General features: G+C 52.7%; 14 protein-coding genes and 1 pseudogene. 9 read left to right on the top strand and 6 right to left on the bottom strand.

Annotated elements, in window-relative coordinates; translation table 11 throughout:
• Positions 1-170 precede the first annotated feature (170 nt).
• Positions 171-458 carry a transporter associated domain-containing protein gene (locus BSZ31_RS17480; protein ID WP_369907294.1) on the bottom strand — a complete coding sequence of 96 codons (288 nt, stop codon included), beginning with the start codon at positions 456-458 and terminating at the stop codon, positions 171-173.
• Between the two features lie 72 nt (positions 459-530).
• A pseudogene (locus BSZ31_RS16010) lies at positions 531-1,396 on the bottom strand (hemolysin family protein); the annotation flags it as partial.
• 265 nt (positions 1,397-1,661) lie between these two features.
• Here BSZ31_RS16010 and BSZ31_RS16005 point away from each other — a divergent pair.
• The 7 genes from BSZ31_RS16005 to BSZ31_RS15985 all read left to right on the top strand — a co-directional run bounded on the left by BSZ31_RS16005 (position 1,662) and on the right by BSZ31_RS15985 (position 7,100).
• Positions 1,662-2,603, top strand: coding sequence for a rhodanese-related sulfurtransferase (locus BSZ31_RS16005; RefSeq protein ID WP_206018662.1), 942 nt, complete (start codon positions 1,662-1,664; stop codon positions 2,601-2,603).
• A gap of 5 nt (positions 2,604-2,608) precedes the next feature.
• On the top strand, positions 2,609-3,316 hold the full coding sequence (locus tag BSZ31_RS16000) for a glutathione S-transferase (RefSeq protein ID WP_240605738.1): 708 nt from the start codon (positions 2,609-2,611) through the stop codon (positions 3,314-3,316).
• Positions 3,317-3,443: 127 nt separating this feature from the next.
• Positions 3,444-4,871, top strand: a complete 1,428-nt coding sequence (locus BSZ31_RS15995) for a 3-oxoacyl-ACP reductase (protein ID WP_105029585.1) — start codon at positions 3,444-3,446, stop codon at positions 4,869-4,871.
• A 55-nt stretch (positions 4,872-4,926) separates the two neighbouring features.
• Positions 4,927-6,207, top strand: a complete 1,281-nt coding sequence (locus BSZ31_RS15990) for an acetyl-CoA C-acetyltransferase (RefSeq protein WP_105029584.1) — start codon at positions 4,927-4,929, stop codon at positions 6,205-6,207.
• 4 nt (positions 6,208-6,211) lie between these two features.
• Positions 6,212-6,361: a hypothetical protein gene (locus BSZ31_RS16970; protein WP_168427021.1), complete on the top strand. Its 150-nt coding sequence runs from the start codon at positions 6,212-6,214 to the stop codon at positions 6,359-6,361.
• A 5-nt stretch (positions 6,362-6,366) separates the two neighbouring features.
• Positions 6,367-6,921: a hypothetical protein gene (locus BSZ31_RS17475; RefSeq protein ID WP_240605737.1), complete on the top strand. Its 555-nt coding sequence runs from the start codon at positions 6,367-6,369 to the stop codon at positions 6,919-6,921.
• Positions 6,837-7,100 (top strand): MaoC/PaaZ C-terminal domain-containing protein, encoded by a 264-nt coding sequence (locus BSZ31_RS15985; RefSeq protein ID WP_240605794.1) that lies wholly within the window; start codon positions 6,837-6,839, stop codon positions 7,098-7,100. The genes BSZ31_RS17475 and BSZ31_RS15985 overlap by 85 nt, the downstream gene beginning before the upstream one ends.
• A gap of 129 nt (positions 7,101-7,229) precedes the next feature.
• Here the strand turns inward: BSZ31_RS15985 and BSZ31_RS15980 are convergent, their stop codons facing one another.
• Together BSZ31_RS15980 and BSZ31_RS15975 are read right to left on the bottom strand one after the other, a co-directional pair.
• Positions 7,230-7,799 carry a TetR/AcrR family transcriptional regulator gene (locus BSZ31_RS15980; RefSeq protein ID WP_168427020.1) on the bottom strand — a complete coding sequence of 190 codons (570 nt, stop codon included), beginning with the start codon at positions 7,797-7,799 and terminating at the stop codon, positions 7,230-7,232.
• Between the two features lie 220 nt (positions 7,800-8,019).
• Positions 8,020-9,054, bottom strand: coding sequence for an extracellular solute-binding protein (locus tag BSZ31_RS15975; protein ID WP_105029581.1), 1,035 nt, complete (start codon positions 9,052-9,054; stop codon positions 8,020-8,022).
• A gap of 175 nt (positions 9,055-9,229) precedes the next feature.
• Here BSZ31_RS15975 and BSZ31_RS15970 point away from each other — a divergent pair, with 175 nt between their 5' ends.
• Both BSZ31_RS15970 and BSZ31_RS15965 read left to right on the top strand, forming a co-directional pair.
• Positions 9,230-11,143, top strand: coding sequence for a propionate--CoA ligase (locus BSZ31_RS15970; protein WP_105029918.1), 1,914 nt, complete (start codon positions 9,230-9,232; stop codon positions 11,141-11,143).
• 121 nt (positions 11,144-11,264) lie between these two features.
• Positions 11,265-12,032, top strand: coding sequence for a M48 family metalloprotease (locus tag BSZ31_RS15965; protein ID WP_105029580.1), 768 nt, complete (start codon positions 11,265-11,267; stop codon positions 12,030-12,032).
• 13 nt (positions 12,033-12,045) lie between these two features.
• Here the strand turns inward: BSZ31_RS15965 and BSZ31_RS15960 are convergent, their stop codons facing one another.
• On the bottom strand, positions 12,046-13,566 hold the full coding sequence (locus tag BSZ31_RS15960; RefSeq protein ID WP_105029579.1) for a fumarate hydratase: 1,521 nt from the start codon (positions 13,564-13,566) through the stop codon (positions 12,046-12,048).
• A gap of 39 nt (positions 13,567-13,605) precedes the next feature.
• Positions 13,606-14,142 carry a TIGR00645 family protein gene (locus BSZ31_RS15955; RefSeq protein ID WP_105029578.1) on the bottom strand — a complete coding sequence of 179 codons (537 nt, stop codon included), beginning with the start codon at positions 14,140-14,142 and terminating at the stop codon, positions 13,606-13,608.
• Positions 14,143-14,323: the final 181 nt, after the last annotated feature.

Below are 14,323 nucleotides of genomic sequence, written 5' to 3'. Positions count from 1 at the left end.
AGCAGCTGGACCCCGCTTTAACTACAGCTGCATCACGATGACTTGTTTGGCTTTCTGTGACTGAACCTGATGGTGAAAAAAAATGGCTGTTTGATGTTGGCGACAACTGCGGCATTGAGGGGCGGGGCGAAGCAAATGTGAAATCTGAGTGCCGCCAAACCCGGGAAAGTTCATTTGTTGGGAGTGGCCAGTACTTGGTCTACCCGATTTCTGTCTACGTCCACCACTTCAAATCGCCAGTTGTTCCAGTCGAATTTCTCGGTTTTTTTCGGGATTCGACCCAACGAGGCCAATACGAACCCACCGACGGTGTGGAAGTTGCCCAAGTCTTCCTGGGGCAAGCCGCGAATGCCCAGTTTGATTTTCATTTCGTCGATGGGTAAAAGTCCATCGAGCAACCATGATCCGTCCTCGCGTTTTACAGCCAGTGCTTCTTCGGGGGTGTCCATCATGGGCATCATGTCACCCACCACGCTGGACAGCACATCATCGATGGTGACAATGCCTTCGGTCATGCCAAATTCGCTAACCACGAATGCAAAGGTTTTTTTCTGCTGGCGAAAAGTGCGAAGCAGATCGACCAGCGTGAGCGAGGCGGGTACGAACAGCGGGTTTTGCAGAGGTATTTCAGCGAAGTCGATGTCGCCCTCCATGGCGGCTTGAAGAATATCGTGGCTTTCTGCCACGCCGATTACTTGCTGCAAACTGCCTTTACAAATTGGCAGCATGGAGTGTGGGGCCTCGCGCAACAAGCGCAGGTTGTCTTCACGCGGTGCATGTAAATCAAGGTAGGCAATGTCGCTGACCGGTGTCATGACCGAGGCCAGGCGACGGTCTTCAAGGCGCAACACATTGCTCATCAGGTGGCGTTCTTCGGGGGCCAGCATGCCTGTTTTGGCGCCTTCATCAAGAAAGGCTTGAATTTCTTCGATGGTGCTAACCGCAGGTGCAGCTTTGAACGGGATGAAGCTGAGCACCAGGTCGGAGCCCTTGGACAGCAAGGTGATGGCGGGGCTGAGCACTTTCAGGAATATCGACATGAAAGGTGCGCAAAACGCAGCAACCTTTTCCGGGTTGCGATGGCCAGGCGCTTGGGCACGATTTCGCCAAAAACAATTGAAAAACCTGTGACCAAGGCAATCGTGACTGCGAATGAGATGACACTGGCCCAATCGCTCAGTGCCGGAAAGTGCTGGTCGATGGTTTGTTGAAACGTGGCGGTAAGGGCCGATTCGCCATAAATACCCATGAGCAAAGCGGCTGCGGTAATGCCGGTTTGAGTGGCCGCAAGCAGGCGGCTGGGGTTGTCCATGATTTGAATGGCGATTCGGGCTTTTGGATTCCCTGAGTCGGCCATGGCTTGAAGTTTGGAGCGTCGACTGGAGGCCAGTGCCATTTCCGAGAGGGCAAAAAAGCCGGAAATCAATATCAAAAGGACCAAGATCCAGAAGGCATTCATGATGTGTGTTCTTGTAGTGGGTGTTGCGGCTGCACGGTATTGCTCACGCCCAGTTTACCAAAGCCCATGCTGCTTTGGCTTTTTGCTTGATTGGGTAAAACCGGGGGCTCGGTTACAATAACGGGCTAAGTTGTTTTGTCAGATGATTTTTTGAAAGAATTGCCATGTCCATGAGCGAAGCTCCATTCCCAAGTCCGATCAAATTGTAGTCGCGGCCCTGTACAAATTTGTCAGCCTGCCCGATTTCGAGGAGATCAAGCCCAGACTTGAGACTGTGTGTACTGAAAACTCGGTGCTGGGCACCTTGTTGTTGGCCAGGGAAGGCATCAATGGCACGGTCAGCGCGCCACGCGCGGGCATTGTGGCCTTGATGAATTTTTTGTGGGCCGATTCCCGGTTTGCCGATTTGGCGCCCAAGTATTCAATTGCGCCAGAACAGGCGTTTACGCGGATGAAGGTGAAGTTAAAGCGTGAAATTGTGACCATGGGCAAAGACGGGATCGACCCCAATCGCCTGGTGGGCCGCTATGTGAAACCAGCCAACTGGAATGCATTGATTCAAGATCCCGATACCTTGGTAATCGACACTCGCAACAACTATGAGTACGCGATTGGTACTTTTGAAGGGGCCGTGGATCCTGCCACCACGACATTCCGCGAATTTCCGCAATGGGTTGAAAAGAACTTGAAAAGCCTGCCTGCGGACAAACGCCCCAAGAAAATTGCCATGTTTTGTACCGGTGGTATTCGCTGCGAGAAATCCACGGCCTACATGCTGGAGCAGGGCTTTGAGGAGGTGTACCACCTTGAAGGCGGTATCCTGAAGTACCTCGAAGAGATTCCCGAAGAACAAAGTTTGTGGAAGGGCGAGTGCTTTGTGTTTGATCAGCGGGTGTCGGTCACCCATGGTTTGCAGGTTGGGCATTACGACCTGTGCCACGCTTGCCGCATGCCGATCACAGAGGAAGAAAAGCAAAGCGAAAAATACATTCAGGGCGTGGGTTGCCCGCATTGCTATGATTCGCTGACCGACGATCAGAAGAAGCGCTTTGGCGAACGCCAAAAACAGATTCAACTGGCCAAGCAGCGCAATGAGAAGCACATTGGCCGCAAGATGTTGGCCAAAGAAACGCACACGGAGTGAGCAGGGTGGAGCAGCAAGCCGATCATGGGCACCAGCTTGGTTTACCCGTGTTATACACCTTTCGCCGTTGCCCCTATGCCATGCGTGCGCGGCTGGCGATTGTTGCCGCCGGTTTAAAGGTTGAAGTGCGTGAACTGGTGCTGCGCGCCAAACCCGCACACATGCTTGAAATTTCACCCAAAGGCACGGTACCCGTGTTGTGGTTGCCGGATGGCACCGTGATTGACGAAAGCCTGGATGTGATGCGTTGGGCGGTGGGCCAGAATTTTCCGGCAGACTGGTTGGTGCCGAACGCCGAACAGCAACAACAGTGTGATGAATGGATTGCGCTGCTTGATGGCGAATTCAAGCGAAACCTGGATCGTTACAAATATCCACACCGCTATCACGTAAAAACCGACACTGACGCCTACACCTGCGACCCGCTCGAACACCGCGCGGTGTGTGAAGAAATTTTGGCACAATGGAATGCGGTGCTGGTTCAGAATGGTCCTTGGCTGTTTGGCGCTAACCCCAGCTTTGCCGACTTCGCAATTTTGCCTTTTGTGCGCCAATTCAGGATCGCCGATGAGGCTTGGTTCGATGCGGTACCTGGCTACGGTGCACTGAAGTTGTGGCTCCATTCTTTTTTGGCATCGCCTTTGCTGGAACAAGCCATGGTGAAGTACACCCCTTGGCAACCTGGCGACACACCTTTAACCTTTCCGGGTTAGAGACGACCCTCTACGATTTTCTGGTCAAGTTTCTATACACTCGCAAGTTACGCAACAGTAACATTGTCTTGCTGGGCTATGCTAAGCCCTGAAAAAAGACATTCCCCCTATAAGAAGGACGAGACTCATGGCCGACAAAATTCTTGAATTTGTTCACACCTCCACAGGTAAACAAATTGCCGCCGCACTGGGCCTGCCCGTGCCCCCCCTCTTGAAGCGCGCCAAAGCTGGATACGCCGAAAAATCATTGGCCAATTCAAATGCCTTGGTGGGTGCCAGTGCATTTGGCCCAGTGGCCACTGCGGTGGTGAAGGCATTGAATGCCATGGGTGCATCCATCAAGGTATCCGCCGATTTGGCGGGCCTGGATGGTATCAAGCAAGCCGCGGCCAAAGCCAAAGTAGACGTGAGCATTTCTCAAGCCGACAATGGCGTACCTGAAAACGTGTACGTGTTGGACGTTACAGCAGCCGCCAATGTGGCAGACCTGCGTTTGTTGTACGACTTTTTCAACCCACGCTTGCGCAAAGTGCCATCGAACAGCCGCATTGTGGTGATTGGTCGCCCACGTGGTGATTGCAAAGACGCCCTGGCTGAAACAGCACAGTCCTCATTGCCCGGTTTTATTCGCAGTCTTGCGAAAGAAAGTGGCAAGAACGGTACAACCGCCAATCTGATTCAGGTAAAAACCGGCGCTGAAAACGGTATTGAAGGCGCACTGCGCTTTTTCCTGAGCCCGCATTCTGCCTTCGTTACCGGCCAGGTATTGCCAGTGGTTGGTGCACCCAAAGGTGTAAAGGTTGCTGCATTTTCTGAAAAACCATTGACAGGCAAGTTGGCGGTGGTAACCGGTGCAGCACGCGGTATTGGCGCAGCCATTGCTGAAGTGCTGGCCCGCGAAGGTGCTACCGTGATTGGTGTTGATCGACCCGCAGACGAAAGCGTGTTGGGTACAACCATGAGCAGCATTGGCGGCATTGCCTGCCCGCTGGACATTACTGATGCCGACGCGGGCAAGAAGCTGGCAGCTGTGGCTGCACAGAAGGGTGGCAAGATTGACATTATTGTGCACAACGCAGGTATTACGCGCGACAAGATGATGCGCAACATGGCGGCCCACTTGTGGGACATGGTGCTGGACGTGAACCTGGGTGCGATTGTTCGTTGTAACGACCAGTTGTTAGCAGGAGATGCATTTGGTTTCAACGCCCGTATCGTGTGTATTTCATCGATTGGTGGTATTGCCGGTAATGCAGGCCAAACCAACTATGCAGCCACCAAGAGCGCCGTGATTGGTTATGTGGATGCCATGGCCAAGCAACTGGAAGGCAAGGGCATTTCGATTAACGCGATTGCACCTGGCTTTATTGAAACTCAAATGACTGCGGCCATTCCTGTGGTAACCCGGGAAGTGGCACGTCGTTTGTCCAGCCTGTCGCAAGGTGGATTGCCAGTGGACATTGCTGAGGCAGTCACTTTCATGGCCAGCCCGCTGGCCGCTGGTGTAAACGGCGCCACGCTGCGTGTGTGCGGACAAAACCTGGTGGGCGCGTAATTCTTTCATTCACTGAATACGCTGTCTGCAACTAAAAAATTATCTGGAGAAAACTATGAAACACGGTCGTCGCGTTGCCATTATTGGCGGTTCACGCATTCCATTTGCACGTTCAAACACAGCCTACATTGGCAAATCCAACCAGGACATGTTGACAGCAGCATTTCGCGGTGTTGTTGACAAGTTCCAGTTGCATGGTGAAGAACTGGGCGATGTGGTGGCTGGTGCAGTGGTGAAGCACAGCCGCGATTTTTCCCTTTGCCGTGAATCAGTATTGGGTTCAGGCCTTAGTCCGATGACCCCGGCATTCGACATTCAGCAGGCTTGCGGTACTGGTCTGGAAGCTGCCATTGTGGTGGCCAACAAAATTGCATTGGGTCAAATTGAAGTGGGCATGGCTGGCGGTGTAGACACCACCACCGATGCACCGATTGCAGTCAGCGAAGGCCTGCGTAAAATTTTGCTGGAAGCCAACCGTGCCCGCGACACCAAAGGCAAGCTGGCCGCACTGTTGAAAATTCGCCCCAAGCACCTGGCACCACTGCCACCTGCAAACGCCGAACCCCGCACAAAAATGAGCATGGGTGCGCACTGTGAAGTGATGGCGCAAACCTGGGGCATCACTCGTGAAGATCAAGATGAGTTGGCTGTAAGCAGCCATTTGAAAGCTGCCAAGGCTTACGAAGAAGGCTTCTTCGATGACCTGGTGGTGCCATTCAACGGTTTGACCCGCGACAATAATCTGCGTGCTGATTCTTCAGTTGAACGCCTGCAAGGTTTGAAGCCCGCATTTGACCGCAAGAGCGGCAAGGGCACGATGACTGCTGGTAACTCTACACCCCTGACTGACGGCGCTTCTGCTGTGTTGCTGGCTTCTGAAGACTGGGCCAAGGCACGTGGCATTCAGCCTCTGGCTTACCTCACTTTCAGCGAAACAATCGGTGTTGATTTCGTGTCGGGCAAAGAAGGCCTTTTGATGGCGCCAGCCTACGCAGTGCCACGCATGCTGAAAAAAGCCAACATGAAGCTGCAAGACTTCGATTTCTATGAAATTCACGAAGCATTTGCTGCACAGGTTCTGTGTACCTTGAAGTCTTGGGAAGATCCCAAGTTCTGCAAGGAAAAACTGGGCCTCGATTCTGCTTTGGGTTCAATTGACCGCAGCAAGTTGAACGTCAAAGGCGGATCACTGGCCGTTGGCCACCCATTTGCAGCCACTGGTGGCCGTATTATTGCCACATTGGCCAAGTTGCTGAATGAAAAAGGCAGCGGTAAGGGCTTGATCTCTATCTGTGCAGCCGGTGGTATTGGTGTAACTGCAATTATCGAGAAGTGAAATCATGAGCGTGAATGACACCCTGAAAGCAGCGGCGAAATTTTTCGAGCTGTCTGAATTTCCAAATGGCAAGGCGCTGCTGCTGAAGGCTGCCACCACGTCCAACAAAAACCAAAACCCGACACTCAGGCTGCACGCCTGGGTGCCCGGGTAAAGAAAGTGTTCATCGACCGTGAGTGGGTGCGCCAGTACAACGCCGTGTGCGGTTTCAAGGAAGATGAAATTTCCCTGACCGCGCCACAGGTGGTGGCTTCACCCCTGCACATGTATTTGCTGAGCCGCCCTGAGCACCCAATGCCCATGTTGGGCATGGTTCACTTGCACAACTCGATTGAGTGCGCCAAACCGTTGGAATATGGTGTGCCCTACGACGTGCTTGTGACTGTGGGCGACACCCGGAGCATTTCGCTGGGTCTGGAATTTGATGTGCACACACAGTTTTTGATTGGTGAGGAAGTGCACTGGAGCAGTGTGATGACCATTTTGTGCCGCGTAAAGGGCATGCCCAAGCCATTGACAAAGCCTGCGCCAGTTGAGCCATTGAGTGCCCTGGGTGCGCAATACGCCGCCGTGAAAGTGCTGAAAACCAGGGCCGCAAGTACGCCAAGGTTTCAAATGACTACAACCCGATTCACCTGTATGCGCAAACCGCGAAAATGTTTGGTTTCAAGCAGGCCATCGTGCACGGTATGTGGACCGCAGCAAAAACATTGAGCATTGTTGAAGCCGGTTTGGGTGCGCGTGCCAGCAAGTTCGATTTGTCGTTCAAGCAGCCGGTGTTTTTGCCTTCTGGTATTTCGGTGAAGCATGTGACAGCCGATGGCGCTTCGAAGTTTGAAGTGCTGGCCGAGCGTGATTCGAAAGTGTTGATGGTGGGAAGTATTGAAGCTTGATGAGTTTAGTGACTGAGTAGCTTGGTGTAGTTTGCAGCGCGTCACTCATTTCGCCTTGATTCAAGTCGAATTCCCCTTTTTGATTCTGGCTCGGTTCATGCGACTTCGCGAATGCAAAAGCGCTGGCGACTATCGTTCCGACAGTCCGGGCATCAAACTGGTTTCGATCATTTTCTGCATGTCGCGAATCGGAATTTCCGGGTGTTGAATCCACCAACGTGCGCCCGCTTCAACAGCGCCAACCATGATGTTGGCCAAAGCCACGGCTTGTATGCCGGCCTTGTCGCTACTTTTGGCTTTTGATGGATCGTTGAGTTCTTCAATGGTTTTGGCCGAGGCCTCAATAAAGCTGTTTCTGAAGAAAGCAACCTTCTCGCCGACTGGCCCCACACTGGTGAGCGCCTCGTTGTAAAGCACTGACCAACCTTCCCTGTGACGTTCCACAAACGTCAAAAAGCTGAGCATGATCAACTTCAGCCGCTCTTTGGGGTTTGGGTTGGCCATCAACAGGGAAAGGCCAGACATCAGGTGGTTACCGACCTGCGTGATGGTGGCCAGATACAGTGCGTCTTTGGAGCCGAAGTAACGATAAAGCAAGGGTTTGGTCACACCGGCGCCTTCGGCAATTTGTTCCATGCTGGTGGAATGAAAACCATGCCTGGAAAATACTGAACCAGCCACATCGAGAATTTGACTCATGCGTTGTTCTTTGGGCACCTTTCGTGTGCCCAGGCGTTTTGTCTCGAGGGTAGGCGCCGCGTTTTTGTTGTTGTGGTTCGCTTTTTTCACCAATTTACTAGCCGGTTACATGGATGTTTTGAAGTGTAGCAAGCTTCTTTCAGTTTTGTGAATAAAAAAAGCCCCACAAAAAATGTGAGGCTTTTTTACGGGTGAGCGGTCGGTAAGTTACTGCTTTTTCTTACTTGTAACCCACGCGATCCATAATTTGCTGGGACAAGGCTGTGTTCGCCGCCAGTGTTTTGGAAGGTGTTACGTCTTGCTTGTAAGCCCCCAAAGACTCCAAAGCAGGATTATCTACTTTCACGCCAGGCACTGTTGGCCATTCATTGTTGCCATTTGCGAAGTATTTTTGGGCGGAGTCGCTGGCCAGATATTCCAGAAACTTGATTGCACCATCGCGATTGGGTGCGTTTTTGGCCACCGCACCACCAGACACGTTCATGTGCACGCCATAGCTGCTTTGGTTGGGCCAAATGAAACCAACCTTGGACACCACTTCCTTGTCTTCAGGTTTTGATGAGTTTAACAAGCGAACCCAGTAGTAGCTGTTGGTCAGGGCCACGCCACACTCGCCAGACGCCACTGCACGAATTTGATCAGTATCACCGCCCTTGGGGCTGCGGGCCATATTGGCGACCACACCTTGTGCCCAGGTTTCGGCGCCTTTTTCACCCAGGTGATTGATCATGCTGCTCATCAAAGAAAGCATGTAGGGATGTGAGCCCGTGCGGGTGCAAACCTTGCCCTTCAATGCGGGCTTGGCCAAGTCTTCATAGTTTTGGGCAAGCTTGGGGTCGACGTTTGCTTTGTTGTACACAATCACACGGCTGCGTGCTGAGAATGCATACCACAGGCCATTTTCACCAGTAAATTGCGCCGGGATTTTGTCGCTGAGCACTTTGGACTTCACGGGCTGAAACAGGCCATCTTGTTGGGCTGTTGCAAGGCGTGCAGCATCCACCAGCAATACCACGTCGGCAGGGCTACGCGCGCCTTCGCTGCGCATGCGCTCAAGCAGAGCCTCATCGCCCAATTCGAGGCGCTTGATGGCAATGCCAGTTTGCTTGGTAAAGTCCTCGTACATTTTTTCATCTGTCGAGTAATGGCGGGCTGAGTACAGGTTGATGACTTTCTCGTCAGCCTGAGCGGCAGCGCTTACGCCAATCAAGCCAGCGATGGAAACTGAAATCAGTTTTTTGAAAGTGTTATTCATGGTGATAAGGACTTTCCTGAATGTGGTTGGTTGAAATTGAATCGCTCTAGTCTAGCAAATAGTAATCATTCATGTAACAAGAAGTGTTATCGTTTAACAATAATTTTTGTAGTAGTCAGAGTGTCGTAAGCGCGAGTTTCTACATTGGTTGCAACAAGAACGAGGAGACAGCGCTGTGGTTGAGCAAGCGAAGCACCAGTCCAATGGGACTTATCAGAATTTGTACGATGAATCCATCCGCAATCCCAAGGGTTTTTGGGCCCGTCAGGCGGATTTGATTCATTGGCAAAAGCCGTTTGAGAAAGTGCTGGATGACAGCAAACCCCCTTTTGCCGCTTGGTACGTGGGTGGAGAAACCAACCTGTGTTACAACGCGGTGGACCGACACTTAGACCAATTGGGCGACAAGCCAGCTTTGATTTATGTGTCCACAGAAGTAGATCAAGAAAAGGTTTACACATTCCGCCAATTGCACCAAGAAGTGCAAATTGCTGCTGCGATGCTGCAAAAAATGGGTGTGAAAAAAGGCGACCGTGTGTTGATCTACATGCCCATGATTCCAGAAGCGACCTTTGCAATGCTGGCTTGTGCGCGAATCGGTGCAATTCATTCGGTGGTGTTTGGCGGTTTTGCATCACACAGCCTTGCTTCACGAATTGAAGACGCAAAACCGAAGGTGATTGTTTCGGCCGATGCAGGTTCACGCGCTGGCAAGGCAGTCGCTTACAAACCACTTTTGGACGAAGCGATTGCCCGTTCAAGCTACAAGCCTGGCCATGTGTTGATGGTGAACCGGGGTTTGGTGCCATTTGACACAGTGGAGGGGCGAGACCACGACTACGCTGCATTGCGCAAAGAACTGGCCACGGCCAAAGTGCCAGTAACCTGGCTTGAGGCGACAGACACCAGTTACATTTTGTACACCAGCGGTACCACCGGCAAACCGAAGGGTGTGCAGCGCGACGTAGGCGGGTACGCCGTGGCTCTTGCGGCTTCCATGAAATACATTTTCATGGGCGAGAAGGGAAAAACGTTTTTTGCGACCAGCGACATTGGCTGGGTTGTGGGGCACAGCTACATTATTTACGGCCCTTTGATCGCAGGCATGGCTACGGTGATGTACGAGGGCTTACCCATTCGGCCTGACGCCGGCATTTGGTGGAAGATCGTTCAGGATCACAAGGTGTCGGTGTTGTTCTCGGCACCAACGGCTGTGCGCGTGCTGAAAAAACAGGATCCCGCCTATTTGAGCAAATACGATTTAAGTTCGCTGAAAGCATTGTTTCTGGCGGGCGAGCCTTTGGATGAAACCACTTCAGACTGGATTTCAGGGGCTATTGGAAAGCCGATCGTTGATAACTATTGGCAAACTGAAACTGGCTGGCCAATTTTGGCGATACAGCGTGGCGTTGAGGAAATGCCCGGTAAGTTGGGCAGCCCCGGTGTGCCAGTGTTTGGTTTCAACGTGAATGTGTTGAATGAAGACACCGCGCAACCCTGCAAGGCCAACGAAAAAGGGGTGGTGGCCATTGAAGGGCCACTGCCGCCCGGTTGCATGCAAACCGTGTGGGGCGATGATGAGCGGTTTGTAAAAACCTACTGGTCAAGCTTTAAAACCCGGCAAGTTTATTCCACTTTCGATTGGGGCATTCGCGACGAGGACGGGTACTTCTTTATTCTCGGCCGCACAGACGATGTGATCAACGTGGCGGGTCACCGCCTGGGTACACGGGAAATTGAGGAGAGTATTTCTTCTCACTCCGCGGTGGCGGAAGTGGCCGTGGTGGGTGTGGCCGATCAGGTGAAGGGGCAGGTGGCTGTGGCGTTTGCCATTTTGAAGTCGGCTGACGCAGTCAACGCGGCACAAGCCAAAACACTGGAGGCCGAGATCATGAAGGTGGTGGATTCCCAGTTGGGCGCAGTGGCCAGGCCCGCGCGCGTTTACTTTGTGAATGTGTTGCCCAAGACCCGTTCCGGCAAATTGCTGCGCAGGTCAATTCAGGCGGTGTGCGAAGGCCGGGACCCAGGCGACATGACCACCATTGAAGACCCCACCGCACTTGCGCAAATCAAGAACGCAATGGCGTGAACGAAGCACACCAGGGAAGCTTGAAAACAGACCAGGAAATTCGGGCTTGTTTCAGTTTTGTGGTGTGTTTTAAAACGTGTTTTAATGGTTTGTCACTGGCCGTTTCAGGGAGGGCTACTGAATGGCAAATCATTCGCTGGAAGTACTCAAGCTCAGCGTGTTGTTCGACAACCATTTTTTCAATGGTGTGCCCACGCAGGTTCACTTTATTCAGAACAGCACCATGGTGGGTACCTGGATAGACGAACAAGGTGCCGCAAATTTAAGCATTGGGCTAGATCGAATCAAGTTCATGAACAGTGATCAGTTGGTTTTTTTGATCGCGCATGAGTACGGTCACCTTGTGTTGAAACATCCTGATAAGACCATTGAGATTCAACAGCAGTACGGGATTGTTTCCACGTTCGATGAATTCATGTTGTCCCCGGACATGAAACGCGATTATTCCAGGCTGATGCGCGAGATGGAACTGCAGGCAGATTTGTTCGGCGCGCAGTTGGTGTTGGGCTTGGGGCACGACCCTGTGTCGGGCGCTTCATTTTTACTTGGCGAAACCAAAAGCATTCAACACCCCGAGGGCACCTTGCGGGTCGCAAAAATCAAGGCCGGTGAGCAAAGCCTGGTGGCCGAGGATTTCTCGGGCACCTTCAATAATTTGGCCATGCAGTTGAGCGATGCGGAAGTATTGGCAGCCTTGGTGCCTAGCTACACCCAGCCTATCGATTCTATTGATTCGACGGTAAAAGCGGCGGTAGAAAGCTGGCCAGCATCCGGTGCTGGCAGCTATGCCGGCGACACCTTGTATGGATTTGAGGTGTCGGTTTTGCTGACAATTGCGGTGCTGGCCTGCGCCATGCCAAGATGGTGGCGCAAGACCAGCGTCGGTTAGCTGTGGTGGATGGTTAAGCCACGCTGACTGGAATTTTTCCGATCTTGGCTTGCCACTCTTTCGGGCCGGTGTTGTGCACGGAAATACCGGTGCTGTCCACGGCCACTGTGACCGGCATGTCCTTGATCTCGAACTCGTAAATGGCCTCCATGCCCAGGTCTTCGAAGCCGACCACCTTCGCATTGGTAATCGCTTTGGACACGAGGTATGCCGCGCCACCCACAGCCATCAGATAGGCTGATTTGTTGTCACGAATTGCCTCAATCGCAACCGGGCCGCGCTCGGCTTTGCCGATCATCGCGATCAAACCTGTTTTTTCCAGCATCATGCGAGTGAACTTGTCCATGCGCGTAGCGGTGGTGGGGCCGGCTGGGCCCACAGCTTCGTCGCGCACCGGGTCGACAGGGCCCACGTAGTAAATCACGCGGTTGGTGAAGTCCACCGGCAATTTTTCACCTTTGGTCAACATGTCGGCGATGCGTTTGTGGGCAGCGTCGCGGCCGGTCAGCATTTTGCCGTTCAACAGCAAGGTTTGACCGGGTTTCCAGCTGGCCACTTCTTCCGGGGTTAGCGTATCCAGGTTCACGCGCTTGCTTTTCTCGGTGTCGGCAGTCCAGCTTACCTGTGGCCAGTCAGCCAGGTTTGGCACTTCCAGCTTGGCTGGGCCATCGCCATGCAAATGGAAATGCACGTGACGTGTGGCGGCACAATTCGGGATCATTGCGATTGGCAAAGACGCGGCATGTGTGGGGTAGTCGAGAATTTTTACGTCCAGCACGGTGGTCAGGCCACCCAGGCCTTGCGCACCAATACCCAGTGAATTCACTTTGTCGTAAAGCTCCAGGCGCAATTCTTCAATTCGGTTGCTGGGGCCGCGCTCCAGCAGTTCATGAATGTCGCAAGGGGCCATCAGGCTTTCTTTGGCCAGCAGCATCGCTTTTTCGGGCGTGCCACCAATACCAATGCCCAAAATACCCGGGGGGCACCAGCCCGCGCCCATGGTGGGTACAGTTTTCAGTACCCAGTCCACGATGGAGTCAGAGGGGTTGAGCATGACCATTTTTGATTTGTTCTCGGAGCCGCCACCTTTGGCTGCGCAAATTACCTCAACATCGTCGCCGGGCACTATTTCATAGTGAATAACGGCGGGGGTGTTGTCTTTGCTGTTTTTGCGGGCACCGGCCGGGTCGAGCAGCACCGAGGCGCGCAGTTTGTTGTCGGGGTGCAGGTAAGCACGGCGCACACCCTCATTCACCATGTCGGTTACGCTCATGGTCGATTCCCAACGCACATTCATGCCCACTTTCAGGAACACCACTGAAATACCGGTGTCTTGACAAATAGGGCGTTTGCCTTCGGCGCACATGCGGCTGTTGGTCAGGATTTGCGCAATCGCATCTTTGGCAGCAGCACTTTCCTCGCGCTCATAGGCCTTGCCCAAGGCTTGAATGTAATCAAGCGGGTGGTAATAAGAAATATATTGGAAGGCATCGGCGATCGAGCTGATGAAGTCTTCTTGCTTGATGGTGGTCATGAACTGCTCCTGATCAAATTGGGTGCTTAGCCCCTTATTTTAATGTGCTTTGCCGTGGGCTGGTTGCGAGATGAGTCGGTCACACCAGGCAATTGCAACCGCAGACAGCAGGAAAATAACGTGAATGGCGGACTGGGCCACGATAGTTTTGGTGTCGTACTGCTCAGCGTTGATGAAAGTTTTCAGCAAGTGAATGGAGGAAATGCCGATGATGGCCATGGCCAGTTTTACTTTCAACACCGAGGCGTTGACGTGATCCAGCCACTCGGGTTGATCTGGGTGGGTTTCAAGCCGCATGCGGCTGACAAAGGTTTCATAACCGCCCACCGTGACCATGATCAGCAGGTTCGATATCATGACCACATCGATGAGCGCCAAAACGATCAGCATGATGCCGGTTTCGTCGAGTTGATGGCTGGCAGTGCCACCCACCAAGTGCCAAAGTTCGATCAAAAAGTGATACACGTAAACGATTTGGGCAACGATCAAACCGAGGTAAAGGGGCAACTGCAGCCAGCGACTTGAGAAAATGATTCGGGCCAGAAGCGGAATGGGTTGTTTGGTGTGTTGTTCCATTTTGTGACAGGTGTGCGGTGCAGCAATGGTTAATCGGGTAATGGCGGAAACTATAGCAGAACCAAGCTACACCGGTGCTACTTGTGCTCAGCTGGAACGCGAATTGCTGTGGTGCGCCATGGTGTAAGGTGAGAGTAAGAGCTTTTGCCTATTGTTTATGCAAACTAAATTAATAGAAAAC

The organism is Limnobacter sp. SAORIC-690, from assembly GCF_002954425.1.
Taxonomy (GTDB): domain Bacteria; phylum Pseudomonadota; class Gammaproteobacteria; order Burkholderiales; family Burkholderiaceae_B; genus Limnobacter; species Limnobacter profundi.
This window is presented reverse-complemented; position numbering and strand designations above follow the sequence as displayed.

Excerpts from the sequence above, each read along its gene's own strand:
- BSZ31_RS17480 (WP_369907294.1), bottom strand. The coding sequence starts at position 458 with ATGCCCATGATGGACACCCCCGAAGAAGCACTGGCTGTAAAACGCGAG.
- BSZ31_RS15995 (WP_105029585.1), top strand. The coding sequence starts at position 3,444 with ATGGCCGACAAAATTCTTGAATTTGTTCACACCTCCACAGGTAAACAA.
- BSZ31_RS15990 (WP_105029584.1), top strand. The coding sequence starts at position 4,927 with ATGAAACACGGTCGTCGCGTTGCCATTATTGGCGGTTCACGCATTCCA.
- BSZ31_RS16970 (WP_168427021.1), top strand. The coding sequence starts at position 6,212 with ATGAGCGTGAATGACACCCTGAAAGCAGCGGCGAAATTTTTCGAGCTG.
- BSZ31_RS15980 (WP_168427020.1), bottom strand. The coding sequence starts at position 7,799 with ATGAGTCAAATTCTCGATGTGGCTGGTTCAGTATTTTCCAGGCATGGT.
- BSZ31_RS15975 (WP_105029581.1), bottom strand. The coding sequence starts at position 9,054 with ATGAATAACACTTTCAAAAAACTGATTTCAGTTTCCATCGCTGGCTTG.
- BSZ31_RS15965 (WP_105029580.1), top strand. The coding sequence starts at position 11,265 with ATGGCAAATCATTCGCTGGAAGTACTCAAGCTCAGCGTGTTGTTCGAC.
- BSZ31_RS15960 (WP_105029579.1), bottom strand. The coding sequence starts at position 13,566 with ATGACCACCATCAAGCAAGAAGACTTCATCAGCTCGATCGCCGATGCC.
- BSZ31_RS15955 (WP_105029578.1), bottom strand. The coding sequence starts at position 14,142 with ATGGAACAACACACCAAACAACCCATTCCGCTTCTGGCCCGAATCATT.